The organism is Streptosporangium album, from assembly GCF_014203795.1.
In the GTDB taxonomy this organism is placed as follows: Bacteria; Actinomycetota; Actinomycetes; order Streptosporangiales; family Streptosporangiaceae; genus Streptosporangium; species Streptosporangium album.
This window is the reverse complement of the sequence record NZ_JACHJU010000012.1, coordinates 1-20,349: the sequence shown is the minus strand read 5'-3', so window position 1 is coordinate 20,349 and position 20,349 is coordinate 1. Positions and strand designations below refer to the sequence as shown.

Annotated in this window: 13 protein-coding genes and 1 pseudogene; 5 read left to right on the top strand and 9 right to left on the bottom strand. The window is 69.6% G+C overall.

The features are described 5' to 3' along the window. Together FHR32_RS42655 and FHR32_RS42650 are read left to right on the top strand one after the other, a co-directional pair. A pseudogene (locus tag FHR32_RS42655) lies at positions 1-353 on the top strand (ABC transporter ATP-binding protein); the annotation flags it as partial. Beyond that, positions 350-2,197 (top strand): ABC transporter ATP-binding protein, encoded by a 1,848-nt coding sequence (locus FHR32_RS42650; protein WP_184760269.1) that lies wholly within the window; start codon positions 350-352, stop codon positions 2,195-2,197. The pseudogene FHR32_RS42655 and the gene FHR32_RS42650, both read left to right, overlap by 4 nt. Positions 2,198-2,332: 135 nt before the next feature. Here the strand turns inward: FHR32_RS42650 and FHR32_RS42645 are convergent, their stop codons facing one another. From FHR32_RS42645 to uraH, 8 genes are all read right to left on the bottom strand, one after another. Next, positions 2,333-2,917: a sigma factor-like helix-turn-helix DNA-binding protein gene (locus FHR32_RS42645; protein ID WP_184760268.1), complete on the bottom strand. Its 585-nt coding sequence runs from the start codon at positions 2,915-2,917 to the stop codon at positions 2,333-2,335. A 398-nt stretch (positions 2,918-3,315) separates the two neighbouring features. Beyond that, complete coding sequence (locus tag FHR32_RS42640) at positions 3,316-5,082, bottom strand: acetyl/propionyl/methylcrotonyl-CoA carboxylase subunit alpha (RefSeq protein ID WP_184760267.1); 1,767 nt, start codon at positions 5,080-5,082, stop codon at positions 3,316-3,318. Next, on the bottom strand, positions 5,079-5,285 hold the full coding sequence (locus FHR32_RS42635) for an acyl-CoA carboxylase subunit epsilon (RefSeq protein WP_184760266.1): 207 nt from the start codon (positions 5,283-5,285) through the stop codon (positions 5,079-5,081). Before FHR32_RS42635 ends, FHR32_RS42640 begins: the two co-directional genes overlap by 4 nt. Further along, positions 5,285-6,799, bottom strand: coding sequence for an acyl-CoA carboxylase subunit beta (locus FHR32_RS42630; RefSeq protein ID WP_184760270.1), 1,515 nt, complete (start codon positions 6,797-6,799; stop codon positions 5,285-5,287). Before FHR32_RS42630 ends, FHR32_RS42635 begins: the two co-directional genes overlap by 1 nt. Before the next feature lie 234 nt (positions 6,800-7,033). Continuing rightward, entirely contained in the window at positions 7,034-8,233 is a 1,200-nt protein-coding gene (locus tag FHR32_RS42625; protein WP_184760265.1) for an NAD(P)-dependent malic enzyme, read from the bottom strand. 44 nt (positions 8,234-8,277) lie between these two features. Then, positions 8,278-11,073, bottom strand: coding sequence for a helix-turn-helix transcriptional regulator (locus FHR32_RS42620; protein WP_184760264.1), 2,796 nt, complete (start codon positions 11,071-11,073; stop codon positions 8,278-8,280). Between the two features lie 250 nt (positions 11,074-11,323). After that, a complete protein-coding gene (gene leuA, locus FHR32_RS42615) occupies positions 11,324-13,063 on the bottom strand; it encodes a 2-isopropylmalate synthase (protein WP_184760263.1) in 1,740 nt (579 codons plus the stop codon). 33 nt (positions 13,064-13,096) lie between these two features. After that, positions 13,097-13,435, bottom strand: a complete 339-nt coding sequence (gene uraH, locus FHR32_RS42610; RefSeq protein WP_184760262.1) for a hydroxyisourate hydrolase — start codon at positions 13,433-13,435, stop codon at positions 13,097-13,099. A 493-nt stretch (positions 13,436-13,928) separates the two neighbouring features. Here uraH and FHR32_RS42605 point away from each other — a divergent pair, with 493 nt between their 5' ends. The 3 genes from FHR32_RS42605 to FHR32_RS42595 all read left to right on the top strand — a co-directional run bounded on the left by FHR32_RS42605 (position 13,929) and on the right by FHR32_RS42595 (position 18,517). Beyond that, complete coding sequence (locus FHR32_RS42605; protein WP_184760261.1) at positions 13,929-14,102, top strand: hypothetical protein; 174 nt, start codon at positions 13,929-13,931, stop codon at positions 14,100-14,102. Between the two features lie 379 nt (positions 14,103-14,481). After that, entirely contained in the window at positions 14,482-17,550 is a 3,069-nt protein-coding gene (locus FHR32_RS42600; RefSeq protein WP_184760260.1) for an AfsR/SARP family transcriptional regulator, read from the top strand. A gap of 271 nt (positions 17,551-17,821) precedes the next feature. Next, positions 17,822-18,517, top strand: a complete 696-nt coding sequence (locus FHR32_RS42595) for a 4'-phosphopantetheinyl transferase family protein (protein WP_184760259.1) — start codon at positions 17,822-17,824, stop codon at positions 18,515-18,517. 67 nt (positions 18,518-18,584) lie between these two features. Here FHR32_RS42595 and FHR32_RS42590 read toward each other — a convergent pair. Next, on the bottom strand, positions 18,585-20,349 hold a 1,765-nt coding region (locus tag FHR32_RS42590; RefSeq protein ID WP_184760258.1), incomplete at its 5' end, for a type I polyketide synthase.

The following is a 20,349-nucleotide window of genomic DNA, read 5'->3' as shown; positions in this document are numbered from 1 at the left end:
CCGGCGGCCAGCGCCAGCGCCTCGCCCTGGCCCGCGCCGTCCTCAGCCGGCCGAAGGTCCTGGTGCTGGACGACACCCTGTCGGCCCTGGATGTCGAGACCGAGGCCCTGGTGGAGGAGGCGCTGCGGCACGTCCTGCGGGACGCCACCGGGATCGTCGTCGCGCACCGGGCCTCCACCGTGCTGCTCGCCGACAAGGTGGCCCTCCTGCTGGACGGCACGATCGCACACGTCGGCCGCCACCAGGAGCTGCTGGCGAGCGTGCCGGAGTATCGGGCCCTGCTGTCGGCGGACCTGGAGGTCGATCCGGACGACCTGGACAGCGACCTGGACAGTGAGGGGGCACTGCGATGAGCTCGACCACGACGCAGAACTGGCGCGGCGTCGCCGCCGAGAACGAGGACGACCTGTCGGATCAGGTGTCGTTCCTGCTGCGTGCCCGGTCCAGGCGGTTGCTCGGCGAGCTGCTGCGGCCGTACCGCAGGGAGATCGTCCTGCTCGTCGCGATCATCGTGGTGAGCAACGCCGCCTCCCTCGCCATCCCTTACCTGATCAAGGTGGGCATCGACGCGGGCATTCCGCCGATGACCTCGGGTGAGGGGCCGGCCACGCTGATGACGGTCGTCGCGGCGGTGCTGGCGGCGGCCGTCATCCAGGCGGTGTCCCGGCAGGTGTTCCTCAGGATGGCGGGCCGCATCGGCCAGGGCATCCTGCTGGAGCTACGGCGGCGCGTCTTCGGCCACTTCCAGAAGCTGTCGCTGTCGTTCCACGACGACTACACCTCGGGCCGGGTCGTGGCCCGGCTCACCTCCGACATCGACGCCATCTCCGAGATGCTGCAGTCGGGCTTCGACGGCCTCGTCACGGCCGTGCTCACGCTGACCGGCACGGCGGTCCTGCTGCTCGTCCTGGACGTCCACCTCGCGGTGGTCGCCCTGCTGCCCCTGCCGGTCCTGCTGCTGTTCACCCGCTGGTTCCGGCGGCAGTCGACCATCACCTACCGCAGGACCCGGGAGACCGTGGCACTGGTGATCGTCCACTTCGTGGAGTCGATGACCGGCATACGGGCGGTCCAGGCGTTCCGCAGGGAGCCGCGCAACCAGGAGATCTTCTCCCGTCTCAACGCCGACTACCGGGACGCCAACGTGAAGAGCATGCACCTCATCGCGCTCTTCATGCCGGGCGTCAAGCTGATCGGGAACGTCACGATCGCCGCGGTCCTGTTCTACGGCGGCTGGCTGGCCATCGGCGGAGGCGTCACGGTCGGTGTGCTCGCCGCGTTCCTGCTCTACCTGCGCCAGTTCTACGAGCCGATGCAGGAGATCTCCCAGTTCTACAACACCTTCCAGTCGGCGGGGGCCGCCCTGGAGAAGCTCTCCGGCGTGCTGGAGGAGAAGCCGGCGGTAGCCGAGCCGGACGAGCCCGTCACGTTGGAACGGCCACGCGGGGAGGTCCGGTTCGAGGAGGTGAAGTTCTCCTATCTGGACGGCACTCCGGTGCTGCCCCGGATGGACCTGGTGATCCCGGCGGGGCAGAGCGTGGCACTGGTCGGCACCACCGGAGCGGGGAAGACCACACTGGCGAAGCTGGTCTCCCGGTTCTACGACCCGGTGGCCGGCCGGGTGCTGCTCGACGGGGTCGACCTGCGCGACCTCGGCGAGGACGCGCTGCGCGGCGCGGTGGTCATGGTGACGCAGGAGAACTTCCTGTTCACCGGCTCGGTGGCCGACAACATCCGGTTCGGCCGGCCCGGCTCGACCATGGCCGAGGTCGTCGAGGCCGCCCGGGCCATCGGAGCCCATGAGTTCATCTCGGCGCTTCCCGAGGGCTACGACACCCAGGTCGCCAAGCACGGCGGCCGGCTGTCGGCCGGCCAGCGGCAGCTCGTGGCGTTCGCCCGGGCCTTCCTCGCCGACCCCGCGGTGCTGATCCTCGACGAGGCGACCTCCAGCCTGGACGTCCCCGGCGAGCGGCTGGTGCAGCGGGCGATGCGGACGATCCTGGCGGACCGGACCGCTCTCATCATCGCCCACCGGCTGTCGACCATCGAGGTCGCAGACCGGGTGCTTGTGATGGACGGCGGCAGGATCGTGGAGGACGGGCCGCCTGACCAGCTCATCGCCGACGCGGGCCGTTTCGCCGGCCTGCACCAGGCCTGGCTGGACAGCATCTCGGATCTGCCGCGCGTGCCCGAGTAGGCCCGGAGGCGACTCTGCCGCGCGTACCCGAGTGAGCCTGGAGGTGATCTCGGCGCGTGGCCGGGTGCCAAACCCCTGCCGGACGCGGGTGAACCGCCCGGATTCCGGTACGGCGTGGCCGGAAGCCGGAGCGGTTCACTCGGCGCCGGGGAGCTCCCTCGTGATCACGGCGAGCTTGGTGGCGCTGAGGACCGACCACAGGGCGGTGACGCGGTCGTCGGCGATCTCTATGGCGATCACTCCGGCGAGTTCGCCGCCGACCCTGGCGACGAGCGCCGTCTGGCCGTTCACCTCGGTGTGCTCCACCTCGGCCGCGCTCCCGAACCTGGCGAGCACGTCCACCGCGTAGCGGGCGACCTCCCGGCGGCCGACCAGGGGGGTGACCGTCTCACCCCCGTCGGCCCAGGCCACCACGTCGTCGGCGAGGATCCGCTCCAACGCCGCCAGGTCGCCCTCCGAGGCGGCCAGCATGAAGCCCTCCACGCTCCGCCGCCGGCGCGCACCGGGAGCCTCGGACATGCGACGTCCTCCGATCCGCTGGCGGCCACGGCGGTGGAGCTGCCTGCAGCCGGCCTCGGACAGATCCAGCACTTCGGCGATCTCGCGATAGCCGTAGGAGAAGGCCTCGCGGAGCACGAACACCGCTCGCTCAGCGGGGGTGAGCCGCTCGAGCAGCGCCGCGGCCGTGGGGACTGCGACTACACGCAGAGCTGAGTTCATGGGATCCGCCTTCCAGAGATGTTCGGAGGAGCTACCCATGACTTTGCCGTACGGGACGCGGCCGGGCAGTCACGGCGGCACCGCTCTTGACAGGGGGGCTGGCCCTACCTTGACCGGCCGGTGGGCCGTACAGCGGCTACCGCGCGCACGTCATGGCCGTCATCCCAGAGCCGCACGGCGCGGCCTTCGACCTCGTGCTTTCGGTGGTCGAGGCCCTCGCATGCATCGTGGGCGGTCCGAGCGTGTACCCGCGCGACCTTCAACGGCCGGTGAAGCGCCCCGGGAAAGATCAGCCGGGTATGAGCCGCTGCCGGCCTGAACGCTCCGGCTCGTACCCGGCCGGGCGGTCCAGGGGGGCCGCCCCCGTGAGAAGGGGGCGGCCCTGGTGCGTGGAACGGTCAGGTGTCCTTGATGTCGCAGATGACGGCGCCGGCGGTGACACTCTGACCGGTGGCGGCGCTCAGACCGGTGACGGTACCGGTCTTGTGCGCGGTCAGCGGCTGTTCCATCTTCATCGCTTCCAGCACCACGATGACATCGCCGGTGGTGACGCTGTCGCCGTCGGTGGCCACCACCTTGACGATGGTGCCCTGCATCGGGCTGATGAGGCTGTCGCCGCCCGCGGCGGTCGTGGCGCCCGTGCCGCGGCCGGTCCGCCGCGGCGCCCTGGCCCCGGTGCCGGTGCCGGGTGCGGGGGTGCCGAATCCGGCGGGAAGGACCACTTCCAGGCGTTTGCCGCCGACCTCGACGGTGACGCTCTCGCGTCCGGCCGGCTGTCCGGGGGCGGCGATCGGTGCGGTGTGGGGTGGGATCTGGTTGTCGAAGTCGGTCTCGATCCAGCGGGTGTGCACCCGGAAGGGGTCGTCGGTGAAGTCGGGGTCGTTGACCACGGCCTGGTGGAAGGGCAAGACGGTGGGCATGCCCTCGATGGTGAACTCGGCCAGGGCCCGCCGGGAGCGTTGCAGGGCTTCTTGGCGGGTGCGGCCGGTGACGATGAGTTTGGCGATCAGGGAGTCGAAGGCGCCCGGGACGGTCATGCCGGCCTCGTAGCCGGCGTCCAGGCGCACGCCGGGGCCGGCGGGGGCGCGGAGCGCGGTGATGGTGCCGGGGGCGGGCAGGAAGGCGCGGCCGGCGTCTTCGGCGTTGATGCGGAACTCGATGGAGTGGCCGCGGGGGGCGGGGTCGTCGTAGCCCAGGGGTTCGCCGTCGGCGATGCGGAACATCTCGCGGACCAGGTCCAGGCCGGCGACTTCCTCGGTGACGGGGTGTTCGACCTGCAGGCGGGTGTTGACCTCCAGGAAGGAGATCGTGCCGTCTTGGCCGATGAGGAATTCGCAGGTGCCGGCGCCGTGGTAGCCGGCTTGGCGCAGGATCGCTTTGGAGCTGGTGGTCAGCAGCGCGTGTTGTTCGGGGCTCAGGAAGGGGGCGGGGGCTTCTTCGACGAGTTTTTGGTGGCGGCGTTGCAGGGAGCAGTCGCGGGTGGAGACCACCACGACGTTTCCGTGGGTGTCGGCCAGGCACTGGGTTTCCACGTGGCGGGGGCGGTCGAGGTAGCGTTCGACGAAGCATTCGCCGCGGCCGAAGGCGGTGATGGCCTCGCGGACGGCTGAGTCGTAGAGGTCGGGGATCTCGGCCAGGGTGCGGGCGACTTTGAGGCCGCGTCCGCCGCCGCCGTAGGCGGCTTTGATCGCGATGGGCAGGCCGTGTTGCCGGGCGAAGGCGGTGACTTCCTCGGGGCCGGAGACGGGGTCGGTGGTGCCGGCGACGAGGGGGGCGCCTACGGCGTGGGCGATGTGGCGGGCGGCGACTTTGTCGCCGAGGGCGGTGATCGCGGCTGGGGGTGGGCCGATCCAGGTCAGGCCGGCGTCGAGGACGGCTTGGGCGAAGGTGGCGTTCTCGGCGAGGAAGCCGTAGCCGGGGTGGACGGCGTCGGCGCCGCTGGTGCGGGCGATGCGCAGTAGTTTGGTGATGTCGAGGTAGGTGTCGGCGGGGGTGGTGCCGCCGAGGGCGTGGGCCTCGTCGGCCACGCGGACGTGCAGGGCGTCGAGGTCCTGGTCGGCGTAGACGGCGACGCCGGTCAGGCCGGCGTCCTTGCATGCGCGGGCGATCCGCACGGCGATCTCACCACGGTTGGCGATCAGGACCTTGTGAAGGGGACGGTTCATTGCGGCCTTCGCAGCGTGGAGGACGTTGACCAGGAGCGCGGCGACCGGTAGCCGTGGGGCCTCCAGGGAGGCGCTCCCGCGTGGGAGTCGGCGTGTCCGTCCACCTCGCGGGCGGCGGCCGTCAGGCGCAACACGCAGATCAGTGCGCAGAGTTCTTCTTCCGTCGGATCGCCGTACACGATGCGGAGTTCGGGTCCGTCCATCACATCGGCGGGTTTCCGTGCTTACGCTGCGGCGCGGGCGCGTGCTTGGCCCGCAGCAGTCCCAGCGCCCGGGTCAGCGTGGCCCTGGTCGTGCGGGGGTCGATGATGTCGTCCACCAGGCCCCGCTCAGCGGCGTAGTAGGGGTGCATGAGCGTGCTCCGATACTCCTCGACTCGCTTGGCGCGCTGCTCGGCGGGGTCGGCGGCGGCGGCGATCTCCCTGCGGAAGATGACGTTGGCCGCCCCTTCGGCTCCCATCACGGCGATCTCGTTCGTGGGCCAGGCGAAGGACAGGTCGGCGCCGATCGAGCGGGAGTCCATCACGATGTAGGCGCCGCCGTACGCCTTGCGCACGATCACCTGGATGCGCGGGACACTGGCCGCGCAGTAGGCGTACAGCAGCTTGGCACCGTGGCGGATGATCCCGCCGTGCTCCTGGTCGGCGCCGGGCAGGAAGCCCGGGACGTCGACGAGGCTGACGAGCGGGATGTTGAACGCATCGCACATCTGGATGAATCGGGCGCCCTTCTCCGACGCTCCGATGTCCAGGACGCCCGCCAGATGGTTCGGCTGGTTGGCCACGATCCCGGTCACCTGGCCGTCGAACCTGGCGAGCCCGCAGATGAGGTTGCCCGCCCAGCCGGCGTGGAACTCGAAGAACTCGCCTCCGTCCACGATCTCTTCGATGACGGCGGACATGTCGTAGGACTGGGCGGGATCGGCGGGGACGAGGTCGAGGAGGCTGTCGTTGCTGCGGTCGGGCGGGTCGACGCAGGGGATCGAGGGCGGCAGCTCCTGGTTGTTGGCCGGCAGCAGAGAGAGCAGGTAGCGCACGTCCTCCAGGCAGGAGACCTCGTCGTCGTAGACGAAGCCCGCCACTCCGGAGAGCGTTCCGTGCACCCGGGCACCGCCCAGGTCGTCCTGGGTGATCTCCTCGCCGGTCACCGCCTTGACGACGTCGGGGCCCGTGATGAACATCTGGGCGGTGCCCTGGACCATGAAGACGAAGTCGGTGAGCGCGGGAGAATAGGCCGCTCCCCCGGCGCACGGCCCGAGCATCACGCTTATCTGCGGAATAACACCGGAAACTCGCACATTACGCTGAAATATCCCGCCATAACCGGCTAGCGCTGTCACGCCTTCCTGAATACGCGCGCCCGCACCGTCATTCAGGCTTATCAGAGGGACGCCCGAGGACTCGGCGAGGTCCATCACCTTGTGAATCTTCTCGGCATGGGCCTCACCGAGCGCGCCACCGAATATCCGGAAGTCGTGCGCGTACACCATCACCTCGCGCCCGTAGATCCGTCCCCAGCCGGCCACCACCCCGTCGGTGTGCGGTCGGCGCCGTTCCAGTCCGAAGCCGGTCGCCCGGTGCCTGCGGAACGCCTCCACCTCCACGAACGAGCCACTGTCGAGAAGCACGTCGAGGCGCTCACGTGCGGTGAGCTTGCCCTTGGCGTGCTGCCTGACCGTCGCCTCGGGGTCGGGGCCCTGATGGACGCTCTCCCTCATGAGCTCCAGCTCGGTGACCCGATCGCGCGTCGTCTCCTTCGGCAGATCGGTCACCGGCGTCGGGCTGCTTCCAGCCTTCTCCTGTATGTACACGCGATCTCCTCACCGGATTTCCTGGTTCCACGGCTCCAGAAATGTGAATTAGGTCGATGCCGTCAGAGTAGGCAGGGAAGTCCTTTTCCTGACACCCCTACAAAATCCACTATCGGGCACCGGGCGTGGAACCGGATCCGGTCAGAGGCGCGCGACGCCGTCCAGGCGAGCCTGCGCGGCGACGGCCGTGACCACCGCGGACGTGACGCGGGGGTCGAACGGGCTGGGGATCACGTAGTCCTCCGACAGCTCGCCCCGCACGACTCCGGCGAGCGCGCCGGCGGCGGCGACCTTCATGTTCTCGGTTATCGCGGAGGCCCTGACGTCCAGCGCGCCCCGGAACACGCCGGGGAAGGCGAGGACGTTGTTGATCTGGTTCGGGAAGTCGCTGCGGCCGGTGGCGACCACCCGCGCGTACCTGCGGGCCACCTCGGGGTGGATCTCCGGCCGGGGGTTGGACAGCGCGAAGACGATGGAGTCGGCGGCCATCGAGGCGACGGCCTCCTCGCCGACCGTCGCCCCGGACAGACCGACGAACACATCCGCCCCGGCGAGGGCCTGCTCGGTCGATCCGGTGTGACCGGCCCGGTTGGTCTCCAGGGCGAGCGCGGCCTTGTAGGGGTTCAGTCCCTCCCTCCCCGGATGGATCACGCCCTTGCTGTCGGAGACGGCGATGTCCCCGGCTCCGGCGTTCAGCAGCATGCGGGTCACGGCGATCCCCGACGCGCCGGCGCCCGCGACCACGACCCGCAGGTCCGGCAGCGACCGGCCTGTCAGGCGGGCGGCATTGCGCAGCGCGGCCAGGACCACGATCGCGGTGCCGTGCTGGTCGTCGTGGAAGACCGGGATGTCGAGCGCCTGCCTGAGCCTGCTCTCCAGCTCGAAACAGCGCGGGGCGGAGATGTCCTCCAGGTTGATCCCGCCGAAGGAGGGCGCGAGCCGCACGATGGTCTCGACAAGCTCGTCGGTGTCGGTGCACGCCAGGCAGATCGGGACCGAGTTCACCCCGCCGAACTCCTTGAACAGCAGCGACTTGCCCTCCATGACGGGCATCGCGGCATGCGGGCCGATGTCTCCCAGCCCCAGTACGGCGGTGCCGTCGGTGATGACGGCGACCACGTTGGACACCCAGGTGTAGTCGTGGACGAGTTCGGGCCGCTCGGCGATGGCGGAGCAGACGCGCGCCACGCCGGGCGTGTAGGCCAGGGAGAGATCGTCCTTGTCCCTGACCGGGACGGAAGATCGGGTCTCCAGCTTGCCGCCGCGGTGCAGCGCGAAGACGGGATCCTGTTCCAGCGGGGGCCGGTCGTCGGTCACCGGCTCGATGAGGTCGGCGGACATCGGCACTCCTCCAAATGGGTTCGGTGAGTAAGGACAGACATGGATCAGGCGGTGACGGGGCTGCCGAATTCGAGGCTTGACGGCAGGTCGGCACGCCGGGTGATGTTCAGCTTGCGGTAGGTCCGCGTCAGGTGCTGCTCCACCGTGCTGATCGTGATGTAGAGCTTGCCCGCGATCTCACGGTTGGTGTATCCGGCGGCCGCCAGGACGGCGACCCGGCGCTCGGCGTCGCTCAGGACGGTGGTCAGGCTGGCCACCATCGAGAGCTCCGCGCCGGCGCCGGCGCCGACGCCGTCGCTGTCACGGGAGAGCGCCCTGATCAGGGGTTCGGCGCGGCATTCCAGTGCCACGGAGTGCGCGCGGCCGGCGATCATTCCGGCCCGCCTGTACTCACCGAGCGCGTGGTATGCCTCGACGAGGCCGAAGAGCGCCCTGGCCAGCTCGTAGCGGTCTCCGCCCGACTGCAGCAGCTCCGCCGCCTGGCGGAGCAGCATGGGGCGGTGCCGCACCTCTCCCGTGGCGGCCAGCACGCGCATGGCGATGCCGTGCACTCTGGGCGTCGCTGGGCCGCAGCGCCTGATCTGCGCCTCGGCCAGCTGCTGGGCCTGCTCGGATCTGCCCATGCGCAGGCAGGCCTCGGCGGCGTCGGCCCGCCAGGCGACGAGTCCCGGTACGTCGAGGTCCCATCTGCCCATCAGCTCTCCACAGAGCTGGAAGTCGCGCAGCGCCAGGGCCGGGTGACCGGTCGTCAGGCTGTAGCGGCCTCTGGCGTGCAGGTAGTGCAGGCCGTACCGGGTCTGGAACATGGCGTCGGGCACGGGCTGGTCGAGCAGTTCGTTGACGACGTCGTACTTGCCCATCGCCGTCGAGGCGAGAATGAGGCTGCTCAGCGGCCCGCCCGCGGCCACGCCCCAGCTGCTGAGGGGGATGATGTCCAGGGCGGTGCGCGCGTGGTGCTCCGCGCCCGGCATGTCGCCCTGACGGATCGCGATCTCGGCCCGGATGGCGGCGAGCCTGGCCTGCCGGCTGGGGGCGTGCCGGGTGGAGGCCTCGGCGCTGAACAGGTCGCACCAGGGCGCGGCCTTGTCGGGCCGCCCGGCGTAGGTGAGCGCCAGGAGCGCGCTCTCCACGGTGTCCATCGACATCTCGTCGAGGCGGCAGCCTCGCAGGATCCGCTCGACCGCGTCCACGACCTCCTCGCGCGGTCCTCTGGCGAGCACGTCGGCGAGCGCGAGCGCGGCGTCCAGCCGGCGGTTCGCCGCCACCGACACGATGGCGGTACGGCCCTGCTCGCCGGTCGCCGGTCGCAGATGGGCGAGGAAGGAGGGGTGGGTGGCGCGCAGCCAGGGTCGGGCGATGACGAGTTCCGTCACCGTCTCCGGGTCCATTCCGTCGTCCGCCTCGTTCAGGTGCTCCAGCACGTCCCGCGCGTCGTCGAACCGGCCGTGCCAGAGCAGCGCCCTCGCCAGCACCACCGCGTCGCTCCCTCGCAGATGGCCTCGCTGCATCGCGTCGGCCAGCTCGGCGAGGTGTCCCGCGGGGGCGCCCGGATTGATCCGCCACTCGGCGCGCACGAGCATGGTGGTGATCTTCATCCGGTGCTGCTCGTCGGCGCACTCGCGCCACGCCAGCCGGAGGTAGGCGACGGCGGACTCGACGCGCCCCTCTCGCAGGGCGCTCCTGGCCGCGTCCTCCAGGACGGAGATCACCCAGGGGGCGTCGACCTGGCCGGCCTGGAGGAGATGCTCGGCGACCGTCGTCGTGGAGGCGCCGGCGTCGTAGGCCAGCTCCGCCGCGCGCCGGTGCAGGGCCGCCCACTCCTGGGCGTCCAGCTCGGCCAGCACGGCGGCGCGGGCCGCCTCGTGCCGGAACCGGCCCAGGGCGAGCACGCCCGCGACGGTGAGAGAGTGCAGCGCCTGGTTGACGGGCGCGGGACCGATGCCGAGGAGCCGTGCGAGGGAGTCCGGCTCTCCGAGGACCGCCAGCCCCCGCGCCATCTGAAGCATCCGCGGCCCACCGCGGTGCAGGCACGACAGCACGGCCTGGCCGTACCGTTCTCCGGGGACGAGGTCGGCCGGTGCCTCTCCGTCCGCGGCCTGCGCCGCGTCCTGGTAGTCGTCGATCAGCGCTCCGGCCAGCAACGGGTTGCCACCGCTGAGCGCGTACCACTCCTCGGAGAACCGTTCGGCGGTCTCGCGTCCCACCCGCTCCGCGACCAGGGACATCACACCCGCTCTGGAGAGCGGGGCGAGCGGGACACGGCGGCAGTGGGGCTGGCGGAGCAGTTCGGTCTGGAAGAACGTCTCGGTGGACCGCCCGTGGTCGGAACGGCTGAACACCGCCACGATCCGGGAGAACCTCACCCGCCGCGACAGGTAGGCGAGGCAGAGCAGGGACGCGCGGTCGGCATGGTGCACGTCGTCGACGATGATCATCAGCGGGTAGCGTTCCGACAGCTCCAGCAGCACCGTGCAGAGAGCGTGGATGACCTGGGCGTCGATCTGTTCGAGGGTCTCCGCCTGAGAGTCGGACGCCCTCACGGTGCGGGCGCCCTCGTCGAGCAGGGCCATGGCCCGCTCTCGCTCTTCGGCCACCAGCGGTGAGTCCTGGATGAGCTGGCGCAGCACACCCAGCGGCAGGTCACGCTCGACACGTGACCCCGTCGCCGTGACGGCCAGGGCTCCCAGGTCGATCGCCTGCTCCGCGAAGGTGTGCAACAGCTCGCTTTTGCCGGTCGCGACGGCGCCACTGACCAGCGCGATCCTTCCCTTGCCCATCACCGCGCTGGCGAGCAGCGCCTCCAGGGAGGCCAGCGCCTCCGTTCTTTCGATCAGGCCCATGATCAGCCCCCCTTCTGTGAGGAATGGTTTGAACGGTTCAGAACCACAACGTGCGGCCGGACGGGGTGCGCAGGTCCAGCGAGTCGCATGCCTCCGCCTTCCGCTTCCCGGATGTTCCTTTTACGGGCTTCTTCGCTGTGAGCCGTACTCGCCGCATGGTCGTCGCGCCTTTCGATCTCGACTGCCGCCCGGCTGGGGTGACACTGAAGACGCTAAGCTCATGCGGCTTTCGTCCGTTATTGATTGGCTATTAGCTGTTTGCTGCAACCAGGGGCGCGGCACTCCGCACGTTCTCCTCGTCTCTGGCGGGCAGGTGCTTCAGACGCGCCCTGATGACGGCCGACCGCACCGCGGCCAGCGAGGCCGCCTCGACGTCGCGGTCGATGCCCACGCCCCAGGACACCCGGCCGTCCACCCGGCACTCGGCGTAGACGGCCACCTCCGCGTCCGCGCCGCGGTCGTGGACGGCGATCCCGGTGCGGTGTACGGCGCGCACGTCGAAACCCCGGCGGGTGAGCGTCGCCTGGACCGCCTGGACGCTGTCCGCCCTGCCCGCTCCGACGTCGAATCTCTCCCCGTCGATGTGCAGGGAGGTCGTCACCGGCTCGGCACCGGAGACGAGGGGGACGGGCAGGTCGGAGCCCGGCAGGTATTCCCGCTCGAAGAGTTCCCTGACCCGGCTCGGGGTGATCTCTCCGCCCTCGGCGTCGGCCTGCGACTGGACCACGTGCGCGAAGTCGATCTGCAGATCACGCGGCAGGTTCAGGCCGTGCCAGGCGCTCATGACGTAGGCCACGCCGCCCTTGCCGGACTGGCTGTTGATCCGCACCACGGCCTCGTACGTGCGGCCCACGTCCTCGGGGTCGAGCGGCAGGTACGGCATCTCCCACGGCAGGTCTCCGACGTCGGCGCCCACCCGGGCGGCCTGACGCTCCAGGGCGTCGAAGCCCTTCTTGATCGCGTCCTGGTGCGACCCCGAGAACGAGGTGTAGACGAGGTCGCCGCCGTAGGGGTGCCGGGGGTGGACGGACAGGCCGTTGCAGTGCTCCACGGTGCGGCGGATCCCGTTGATGTCGGAGAAGTCGATGCGCGGGTCGACCCCGTGGGTGAACATGTTGAGCCCCAGCGTGACCAGGCAGACGTTGCCGGCCCTTTCCCCGTTGCCGAACAGGCAGCCTTCGATGCGCTCGGCTCCCGCCAGGAGCGCCATCTCAGCCGACGCGACGCCCGTACCCCGGTCGTTGTGCGGGTGGATCGACAGGCAGACGTGCTCTCTGCGCGAGAGGTTCCGGCTCAGCCATTCGATCTGGTCGGCGAAGACGTTGGGCAGCGAGCGCTCGACGGTCGTGGGGAAGTTGAGGATGATCTCCCGTCCCGGCTCGGGCTGCCAGACGTCCATGACGGCCTCGCAGACCTCCAGCGAGAAGTCCAACTCGGTGTCGTTGAACAGTTCGGGAGAGTATTGGAAGCCGAGATCACAGTTACCGAGCGTTTTTTCGGCATATTTCATCATCAGGCGGGTGCCTTGCACCGCAAGGTCTTTGCACTCGTCCTGGTTCATGCCGAACACCACCCGCCTGAACAGCGGCGAGGTCGCGTTGTACAGGTGGATCGTGGCGCGCGGTGCTCCTTCGAGGCTCTCCACAGTGCGCCGGATCAGCTCGTCCCGTGCCTGCACCAGCACCGAGATCCGCACGTCGTCGGGGATCCGGTCCTGCTCGATGAGCACACGCAGGAAGTCGTGGTCGTCCTGGCTCGCGACCGGGAACCCGACCTCGATCTCCTTGTAGCCCATGCCGACCAGAAGCTCGAACATCGCCAGTTTGCGGTCGGGCGACATGGGGTTGGCCAGTGACTGGTTGCCGTCACGCAGGTCGGTCGACAGCCAGCGCGGCGCGATGGTGATGGTGTTGCCCGGCCAGACCCGCCCGGGAAGGGTTATCGGCGTGAAAGGGCTGTAGCGCCCGGCTGAGGGTCGAGTGATCTTCACTTCGGGTTCCCTTCTGTACCTGCACGACTGTCGTCAACTGCCGGAACCGAAATACGTCGAATAGGAGTAGGGCGAGAGCAGCACCTTGATCTGGTAGGAATCAGCCTCGTCCTGCATGCGGAAAACAACCGTGATCTCCGGATAGGCGGCGCTCAGGCCGAGGCCGACAAAGTAGTAATCACTGTCGAAGATGATGCGGTAGAGGCCCCGCTCGAACTTCTGGCGGCGCCATTCGCTGATGCGACCGTCGCCGTCGGTCTCGGCGGCGGCGACGGAGTCCCAGCAGCCGGCGTCGGCCCGTTCCAGGCGCGCCCGCACGCCTGCGGCCGATCGACCGTAGACGCCGTCCAGTGCCTGCGCGGTAATGCTCATGTCAAGGACACCTGTCTTCCCGGGTCCGCTGCGACGGACTGCTCGACTACCTCTGCGATCACGTACCGGGCACCCGCGGGGTGCCTCCACGAGCCGGCGGGCGATTCTGCGCGCATCCGTTCCCCTCCGCTCCCGATCCCGTACGCGTCGCCCGGCCGTCGAATGCGACGGACACCGGCCGGCCCGGGCCTCCGTCCAGAGTTCCGGAACTCGCTATCCGTACGCCTTCGCTCAGCTATCCGCCCTCCATGGCACACCGCGCGAAAAAGCACTTCGGGGCACCCGTCCGGAATCGAACGCTTCGCCCGCATAACTTATGAGCCCTGCTCGTAAAAACTGCGGAAAATTAATTCCCATAGGTCTGAGCTGCATTAATGGCACGCGGGAAGCGATCCGATAATGAGCGGATGGCGGCGACTGCGACGTTGATCGGGCAGCAGGAAATCAGCCGGCGGTCATCGGCCACCGCGACACGACAAGAGGTAAGCGAAAAATGAGCGACTACAGCCCCGGCCTCGTCTTCCGTATCGCCTTCTCCACGGCCCTCACCGTCGGCGTGCTGGTCACGGGCGCCGTCGCAGCCGCGGCCACGACCGTCGACGCCGCGGGGCATCTCACGCCCACCGTCCCGGCCACGATGAACGGCGACCCGTGGGACGGTTCATGAGGTAAGCGCCACGGGTGCGCAGGCACCCGAACGGCCGGAGACATAGTCGTCTCCGGCCGTTTCTGTTTGCGTGTCCACAAGGTTACGGGAACAAAACGAGGAGCGAACTTATCGCGGCCCGTGGGATACCCCTGGCACGCCACCACACAAAGTAGTACGCTCCCCCCGAAAGCGACACATCGCATACGGGGCGACGTCGATACCGGTAAGATCATTGGCCGCGAACGTTACGAGATCGCCAGCGGCAATCGTTCCCGTGGGACGGAACTCCCTGGGGTTGTATACCTGACATGGACGGACGACTGACACTTCTCTCGCATCGGGGAGTGTGAAGACTTTCGCATGAGGCTGGGTTGCGAGTTTTCTTCAAGGAGATGCGGTGGATTTTCGTGTTCTGGGGCCTCTTGAGATCACCGTAGACGGCCAGCGTCTGGACCTGGGAGGCATCAGACAGCAGACCGTCCTGGCCGTCCTCCTGCTCGACCCCAACCGGGCGATCACCATCGGCCGCCTTATGGAGGCGATCTACGGTGACGACCCGCCGACCACATCACGGGCCCAGGTGCAGATCTGCATATCCGCGCTCCGGCGCCTGTTCGCCGCCCACGGTAACGCCGATCTCATCTCCACCCAGTCCCAGGGATACGAGATCCAGGTCGACAACGGCCAGATCGATTCGAATCGCTTCGAAACCCTCGTCACCCAGGCCCGGCGCGCCCGCGAGAACCGCAGCCCCGGCGAGGCCATAAGGCACTACCGCGAGGCGCTCTCCCTGTGGCGTGGCCCCGCTCTGGAGGGCATCGAGAGCAGGCTCGTGCAGTCCGCGGCGGGCAGGCTCACCGAACGCCGGATCACGGCGAACGAAGACTGCATCCAGCTCGAACTGGACCTCGGCAGGCACCACGAACTGGTCGGCGAACTCACCGAGCTCGTGGAGGAACACCCCCTCAGGGAACGGCTCCGCGGCCAGCTCATGACGGCCCTCTACCGTTCCGGACGTCAGGCCGAGGCACTCCAGGTCTATCGGCTCGCCCGCCGTACCATGGTCGAAGAGCTGGGGATCGAGCCCAACGAACGGCTCCAGCAGCTCGAACACGCGATCCTCACCTCCGACGAGAGCCTCGATCTGCCGGAACAGCCCGTCCAGATCGTCGAGGAACCGGCCGCCCGCGTCCCGAGCGTCCCCGGCATGCTCCCCACCGACATCGCCGACTTCACCGGTCGCACCAAGCAGATCGACGACATCCGTCAACGGCTGACACTCGCCGCCGGCGACCGGTCGGGGTTCGCCGTACCGATCATCGCGATCGTCGGGAAGGCCGGGATCGGCAAGACCAGCATCGCGGTGCACGCCGCGCACAGCGTCGCCAAGCACTTTCCGGACGGGCAGCTCTACGCCGACCTGCACGGAGGCGTCCTGCGCCCGACCAGCCCCATGCAGGTGCTCGAACGGTTCCTGCGCGTGCTCGGCGTGCCCGGTACCGCGCTCCCCGACGGCCTGGAGGAACGGGCGGAGATGTACCGTGCCCTCCTCGCCGACCGCAAAATGCTCATCGTGCTCGACGACGTGGGCAACGAGAGCCAGGTCCTGCCCCTGCTCCCCGGCAACCCCGCCTCCGCCGTGATCATCACCAGCCGGAGCCGGCTCGCCGGTCTGGCGGGAGCGATCCACATCGATGTGGACGTCTTCGACTCCAGCCAGTCGATGGACCTGCTGTCGCGGATAGCCGGAGCCGAGCGGGTGCAGTCCGAGGCGGGGTCCGCCGCGGCGCTCGCCGAGCTCTGCGGCCGGCTCCCCCTCGCGCTGCGCATCGCGGGCGCGCGGCTTCTGGCGCGTCCCCACTGGAGCATCGACCAGTTGGTGGGGCGGCTGGAGGACGAGACGCGCCGGCTTGACGAACTCCGGCACGGCGACATGGGGATCAGGGCCAGCATCTCGCTCACCTACGACAGCGCCGGCGAGGACGCCCGCCGGCTCTTCCGCCGGCTGGCGATCCTGGACTCCCAGCTCTTTCCCGCCTGGATCAGCGCGGCCCTCCTCGACATGCCCTTCGCCGACGCCCAGGACCTGCTGGACGACCTGGCCGACGCGCAGCTCGTCGAGACCACCGAGGTCGGACGCGGCGTGCACACCCAGTACCGCTTCCACGACCTCATCCGGGTGTTCGCCCGGGAACGTCTCGCCGCGGAGGAGTCCGCCACCGAGCGGAGCGCGGCACTGGCCCGCGCGCTCGGCGGCCTGCTCTTCCTCGCGGAGGCGGCCCGTCGCCGAGAGTACGGTCCCGAGACCCTGCTCAGCACCGAGGCCGCCCTGTGGTCGCTGCCCGGGGAGCTGGTCGACCGGCTCATAGAGGTGCCGCTCACCTGGTTCGAGCGCGAACGCCTGATCCTGGTCTCCGGCATCCGGCAGGCGGCGCAGGCGGGCTTCGTCGAGCTCTGCTGGGGGCTCACGATCAACGTGGTGGCGTTCTTCGAGGCGCGGGTCTACCTCGACGACTGGCGGGAGACCCACGAGATCGCGCTGGCGGCCGGCCGACAGGCCCAGGACAAGCGCGGCCAGGCGGCGGTGCTCCACTCGATGGGCTCTCTGGCGATCACCGAGCAGCGCTTCGAGGACGCACGACGCGAATTCGACCTGGCGCTCAGGCTGTTCCGGGAGGTCGACGATGCCAGAGGGATCGCCCTGACCGTCCGCAACATCGGGTTCCTGGAACGGTTGAGCGGTCACTTCGAGGAGGCGGCCGCCCACTACGAATGGGCGCTGAAGATATTCCGCGACGTCGGCGACAATGCCGCCGCCGCCTACACGCTCCACAACCTGGCCCAGCTCAGGCTCGAGCTCGACGACTTCGACGGCGCCAAGCACCTGCTGTCGGAGGCACTGCGCCTCAGCGAGAGCGGCGGCAGCAGAAGGGTGCGGGCCCAGGTCCTGAGCCGGATGGGCCACACCCACCTCCAGGCTGAGGAACCCGCTCTCGCGGCGCAGGCGTTCGAGGAGGCACTGGAGGTGGTCAGGGACATCGGCGACTCCACGGGGGAGGCGTACACGCTGCACGGATTGGGCGTCGCGCGGTTGCGCCAGGGCAAGCTCGCCGAGGCGGACGCCGCGTTACGCCACTCCCTGATGCTGGCCAGCACGTCCAACCAGCGCCTCGCGGAGGCACGGGTGCTGGTCGGACTGGGCGAACTGGCCCTCTCGAACGCCGACCCCGCGCAGGCGGTGACGCAGTTCCAGCACGCCCTGGCCCTCTTCCAGCGGATACGGGTCCCGGTTCACGAGGCCCGCACCCTCATCCTGCTCAACACCGCGTATCTGGCCGGCGGGGACAACGACGCGGCACACGACGCGCTGGTCCAGGCGCTCGCCCTGACCGACGAGATCGGCCCTCCGGTGGCCGGGCAGATGAGGAAGCGGCTCACCGAGAAGTTGCGCGACTCGGAGAGCTGACAGGGGTGTTTAGGGGGTATGGCCCGCACCACCGATCGACGAGCATGTGAATGGCCGGACGGCGATTCTCCACGGGCCGAGGCCGGAGACCGGGGCACCGGCCATCCCCTAGCCGTCCACCTACTCCCCTTAGGCAGGTCCGGCAGCCCCGTGACATCCGTCCGGATTATTCTCCGCCGTTTGCCCCGCACATACGATCCCTATGTGACCACTGTCGATGAACCCGGTGGACGGTTACCGGCAATCTTGTGCTCCCAACCAGGGGAATCTCATGATTGAGATAATTCTGCCTTCTTCCGTAGTGTCGGCCGACGCCTTCGATGACGTTCTGGACGGGACGCTGTTCCCCGAGGAGGAAGCGGTGATAGGGCGGGCGGTCGACAAGCGCCGCAGGGAGTTCACCACGGCACGGCTGTGCGCCAGGAAGGCCCTGCGGATGCTCGGCAGGGCCCCGGTGCCGATTCTGCCGGGGGCTCGGGGCGAGCCTCAGTGGCCGGCCGGAGTCGTCGGCAGCATCACTCATTGCGCCGGCTATCGCGGAGCCGTGCTCGGCGAGCCCGAGGACGTCAGCGCCGTCGGCATCGACGCCGAGCCCAACGAGACGTTGCCCAATGGCGTGCTGGCGGCGATCGCCCTGCCGAAGGAGCAGGAGGAGATCCACGAGCTCCTGCGCGCCCATCCGGGCATCCATTGGGACCGCCTGCTCTTCAGCGCCAAGGAGTCGGTGTACAAGGCATGGTTTCCCCTGACGAACCAGTGGCTCAGTTTCGAGAACGCCCTGATCACCATAGATCCCCTGCGAGGCACCTTCTCCGCGCGGCTGCTGGTCGGCGGACCGCAGGTCCACGGCCGCAGGCTCACCGGCTTCTCCGGACGCTGGCTGGTCAGCCAGGGTCTCATCCTCACCGCGATCGTCATGCCGACACCCGTCTTCTCGGCGCGCTCCCCCCGGTCGCGCTCCGCCTGAGCACCCGCGACACATGAACGCCCCCTGCCGATCCCGGCCAGGGGGCGTTCATGTGTCATGGTCCGGGCTACTGGCCGGACGCCTCAAGCTCGTTGTCGAGCATGTCGAACAGCTCGCTGGCGGTGGCCGACTTCAGCTCCCGCTCGGAGTCGGCCTCCTCCACCGGACGGTGGATCTCAGTCCATTTCGAGGTCAGTACCCGCAGGCGAGCCGCGATCCGAGCGAACTCGGCCTCGTCCGGCGTCGCGGCGGCCATCGCGGACTCCAGCTTCGCCAGCTCCATGTCCAGCGAGAGCGCCGTCTGCTCCCCGTCCAGCTCCGACCGGAGGTAGTCCACGACCGCGCGGGGGGTCGGATGGTCGAAGATCAACGTGGCCGGCAGGCGCCAGCCCGCGACCGCGCTCAACCGGTTACGGAGTTCGAGCGCGGCCAGCGAGTCAAGGCCCAGCTCGAGGAAGCCCTTGTCCGGTCCGATCGACTCCGGGCCGCCGTGGCCGAGCACCGCCGCGACATGCGTGCGCACGAGGGTCAGCAGCACGCGGTCGCGTTCGGTCTCCGGCAGTCCGGCCACCAGCTGCTCCAGCGTGGGCCCGCCGAGAGAGGAGCCGCCGGCTGCGGCCGCCCGCCGGACGGGGGCGCGTACCAGCTCCCGGAAGAGGGGTGGCAGGGACTCGCCCTGTGCCCGCAGTCCCGCGGAGTCCAGCCGCATCGGCAGCAGGACCGGCTCGCCGCCGGCCAGGCCGGTGTCGAACAGCGCCAGCCCCTCGCCGGAGGAGAGTCCCGCCAGGCCTGACCGGGCCATCCGTGCCACATCGGCCTCGTCCAGTTCGCCGCCCATGCCGGTCCCGGTCCACAGGCCCCAGGCCAGCGAGGTCGCCACCAGACCCCGCGCCCTGCGGTGGACGGCCAGCGCGTCCAGGAAGGCGTTCGCGGTGCCGTAGTTGGCCTGGCCGGGAGCGCCGAGGACACCCGCGACCGAGGAGAACAACACGAACGCGTCCAGGTCCAGGTCACGGGTCAGCTCGTGCAGATGCCAGGCCGCGTCCACCTTCGGCCGCAGCACCGCGTCCATCCGCTCGGGCGTCATCGATCCGATCACCCCGTCGTCCAGCACCCCGGCGGTGTGCACGATCCCGGACAGGCCGGAGACACCGGCCAGCAGCCCGGCCAGCGCCTCCCGGTCGGCCACGTCACAGGCCACGACCCGCACCCGCGCGCCCAGCCCGGCCAGCTCCTCACACAGGCCGGCGGCCCCGGGAGCGTCCGGGCCCCGGCGGCTGGTCAGCACCAACCGCCGCACCCCATGCTCGACAACCAGATGCCGCGCCACCAGAGCACCCAGACCACCCGTGCCACCGGTCACCAGCACCGTGCCCTCAGCACTCCACACCGGACCGGCTTCCGGCCCTGGCACCACCCGCACCAGCCGGGGGACCCGGATCTCACCCTCACGGACCGCCAGCTCCGGCTCGCCCTCGGCCACCGCCGCAAGCACCGCGTCGGCCGACAGGCCCTGCCCGTCCAAGTCGACGAGCACGAAGCGGCCGGGGTTCTCCTCCTGTGCCGCCCGGATCAGACCCCACACCGCCGCACCGGCCAGATCGGTGACGTCCTCACCCGCGACCGACACCGCACCCCGGGTCACCACCACCAGCTTCGACGCAGCGAACCGCTCCCCGGCCAGCCACTCCTGCACCACCGCCAGCACCCGGCCCGTCACCGACCTGACAGCCGCGGGCACGTCCTCGCCGGGCTCGCCCAGCCCGGAGAAGAACATCACGTCCGGCACCGCCGTACCGGCCGCGAGAGCCGCCAGATCGGCATACACACCG

Bases quoted from the DNA above. Each gene is read 5' to 3' on its own strand.
- FHR32_RS42625 (WP_184760265.1), bottom strand. From the start codon at position 8,233: ATGTCCGCCGACCTCATCGAGCCGGTGACCGACGACCGGCCCCCGCTG.
- FHR32_RS42645 (WP_184760268.1), bottom strand. From the start codon at position 2,917: ATGAACTCAGCTCTGCGTGTAGTCGCAGTCCCCACGGCCGCGGCGCTG.
- FHR32_RS42620 (WP_184760264.1), bottom strand. From the start codon at position 11,073: ATGGGCCTGATCGAAAGAACGGAGGCGCTGGCCTCCCTGGAGGCGCTG.
- FHR32_RS42650 (WP_184760269.1), top strand. From the start codon at position 350: ATGAGCTCGACCACGACGCAGAACTGGCGCGGCGTCGCCGCCGAGAAC.
- FHR32_RS42595 (WP_184760259.1), top strand. From the start codon at position 17,822: ATGATTGAGATAATTCTGCCTTCTTCCGTAGTGTCGGCCGACGCCTTC.
- FHR32_RS42630 (WP_184760270.1), bottom strand. From the start codon at position 6,799: ATGAGGGAGAGCGTCCATCAGGGCCCCGACCCCGAGGCGACGGTCAGG.
- FHR32_RS42640 (WP_184760267.1), bottom strand. From the start codon at position 5,082: ATGAACCGTCCCCTTCACAAGGTCCTGATCGCCAACCGTGGTGAGATC.
- FHR32_RS42635 (WP_184760266.1), bottom strand. From the start codon at position 5,285: ATGGACGGACCCGAACTCCGCATCGTGTACGGCGATCCGACGGAAGAA.
- FHR32_RS42605 (WP_184760261.1), top strand. From the start codon at position 13,929: ATGAGCGACTACAGCCCCGGCCTCGTCTTCCGTATCGCCTTCTCCACG.
- uraH (WP_184760262.1), bottom strand. From the start codon at position 13,435: ATGAGCATTACCGCGCAGGCACTGGACGGCGTCTACGGTCGATCGGCC.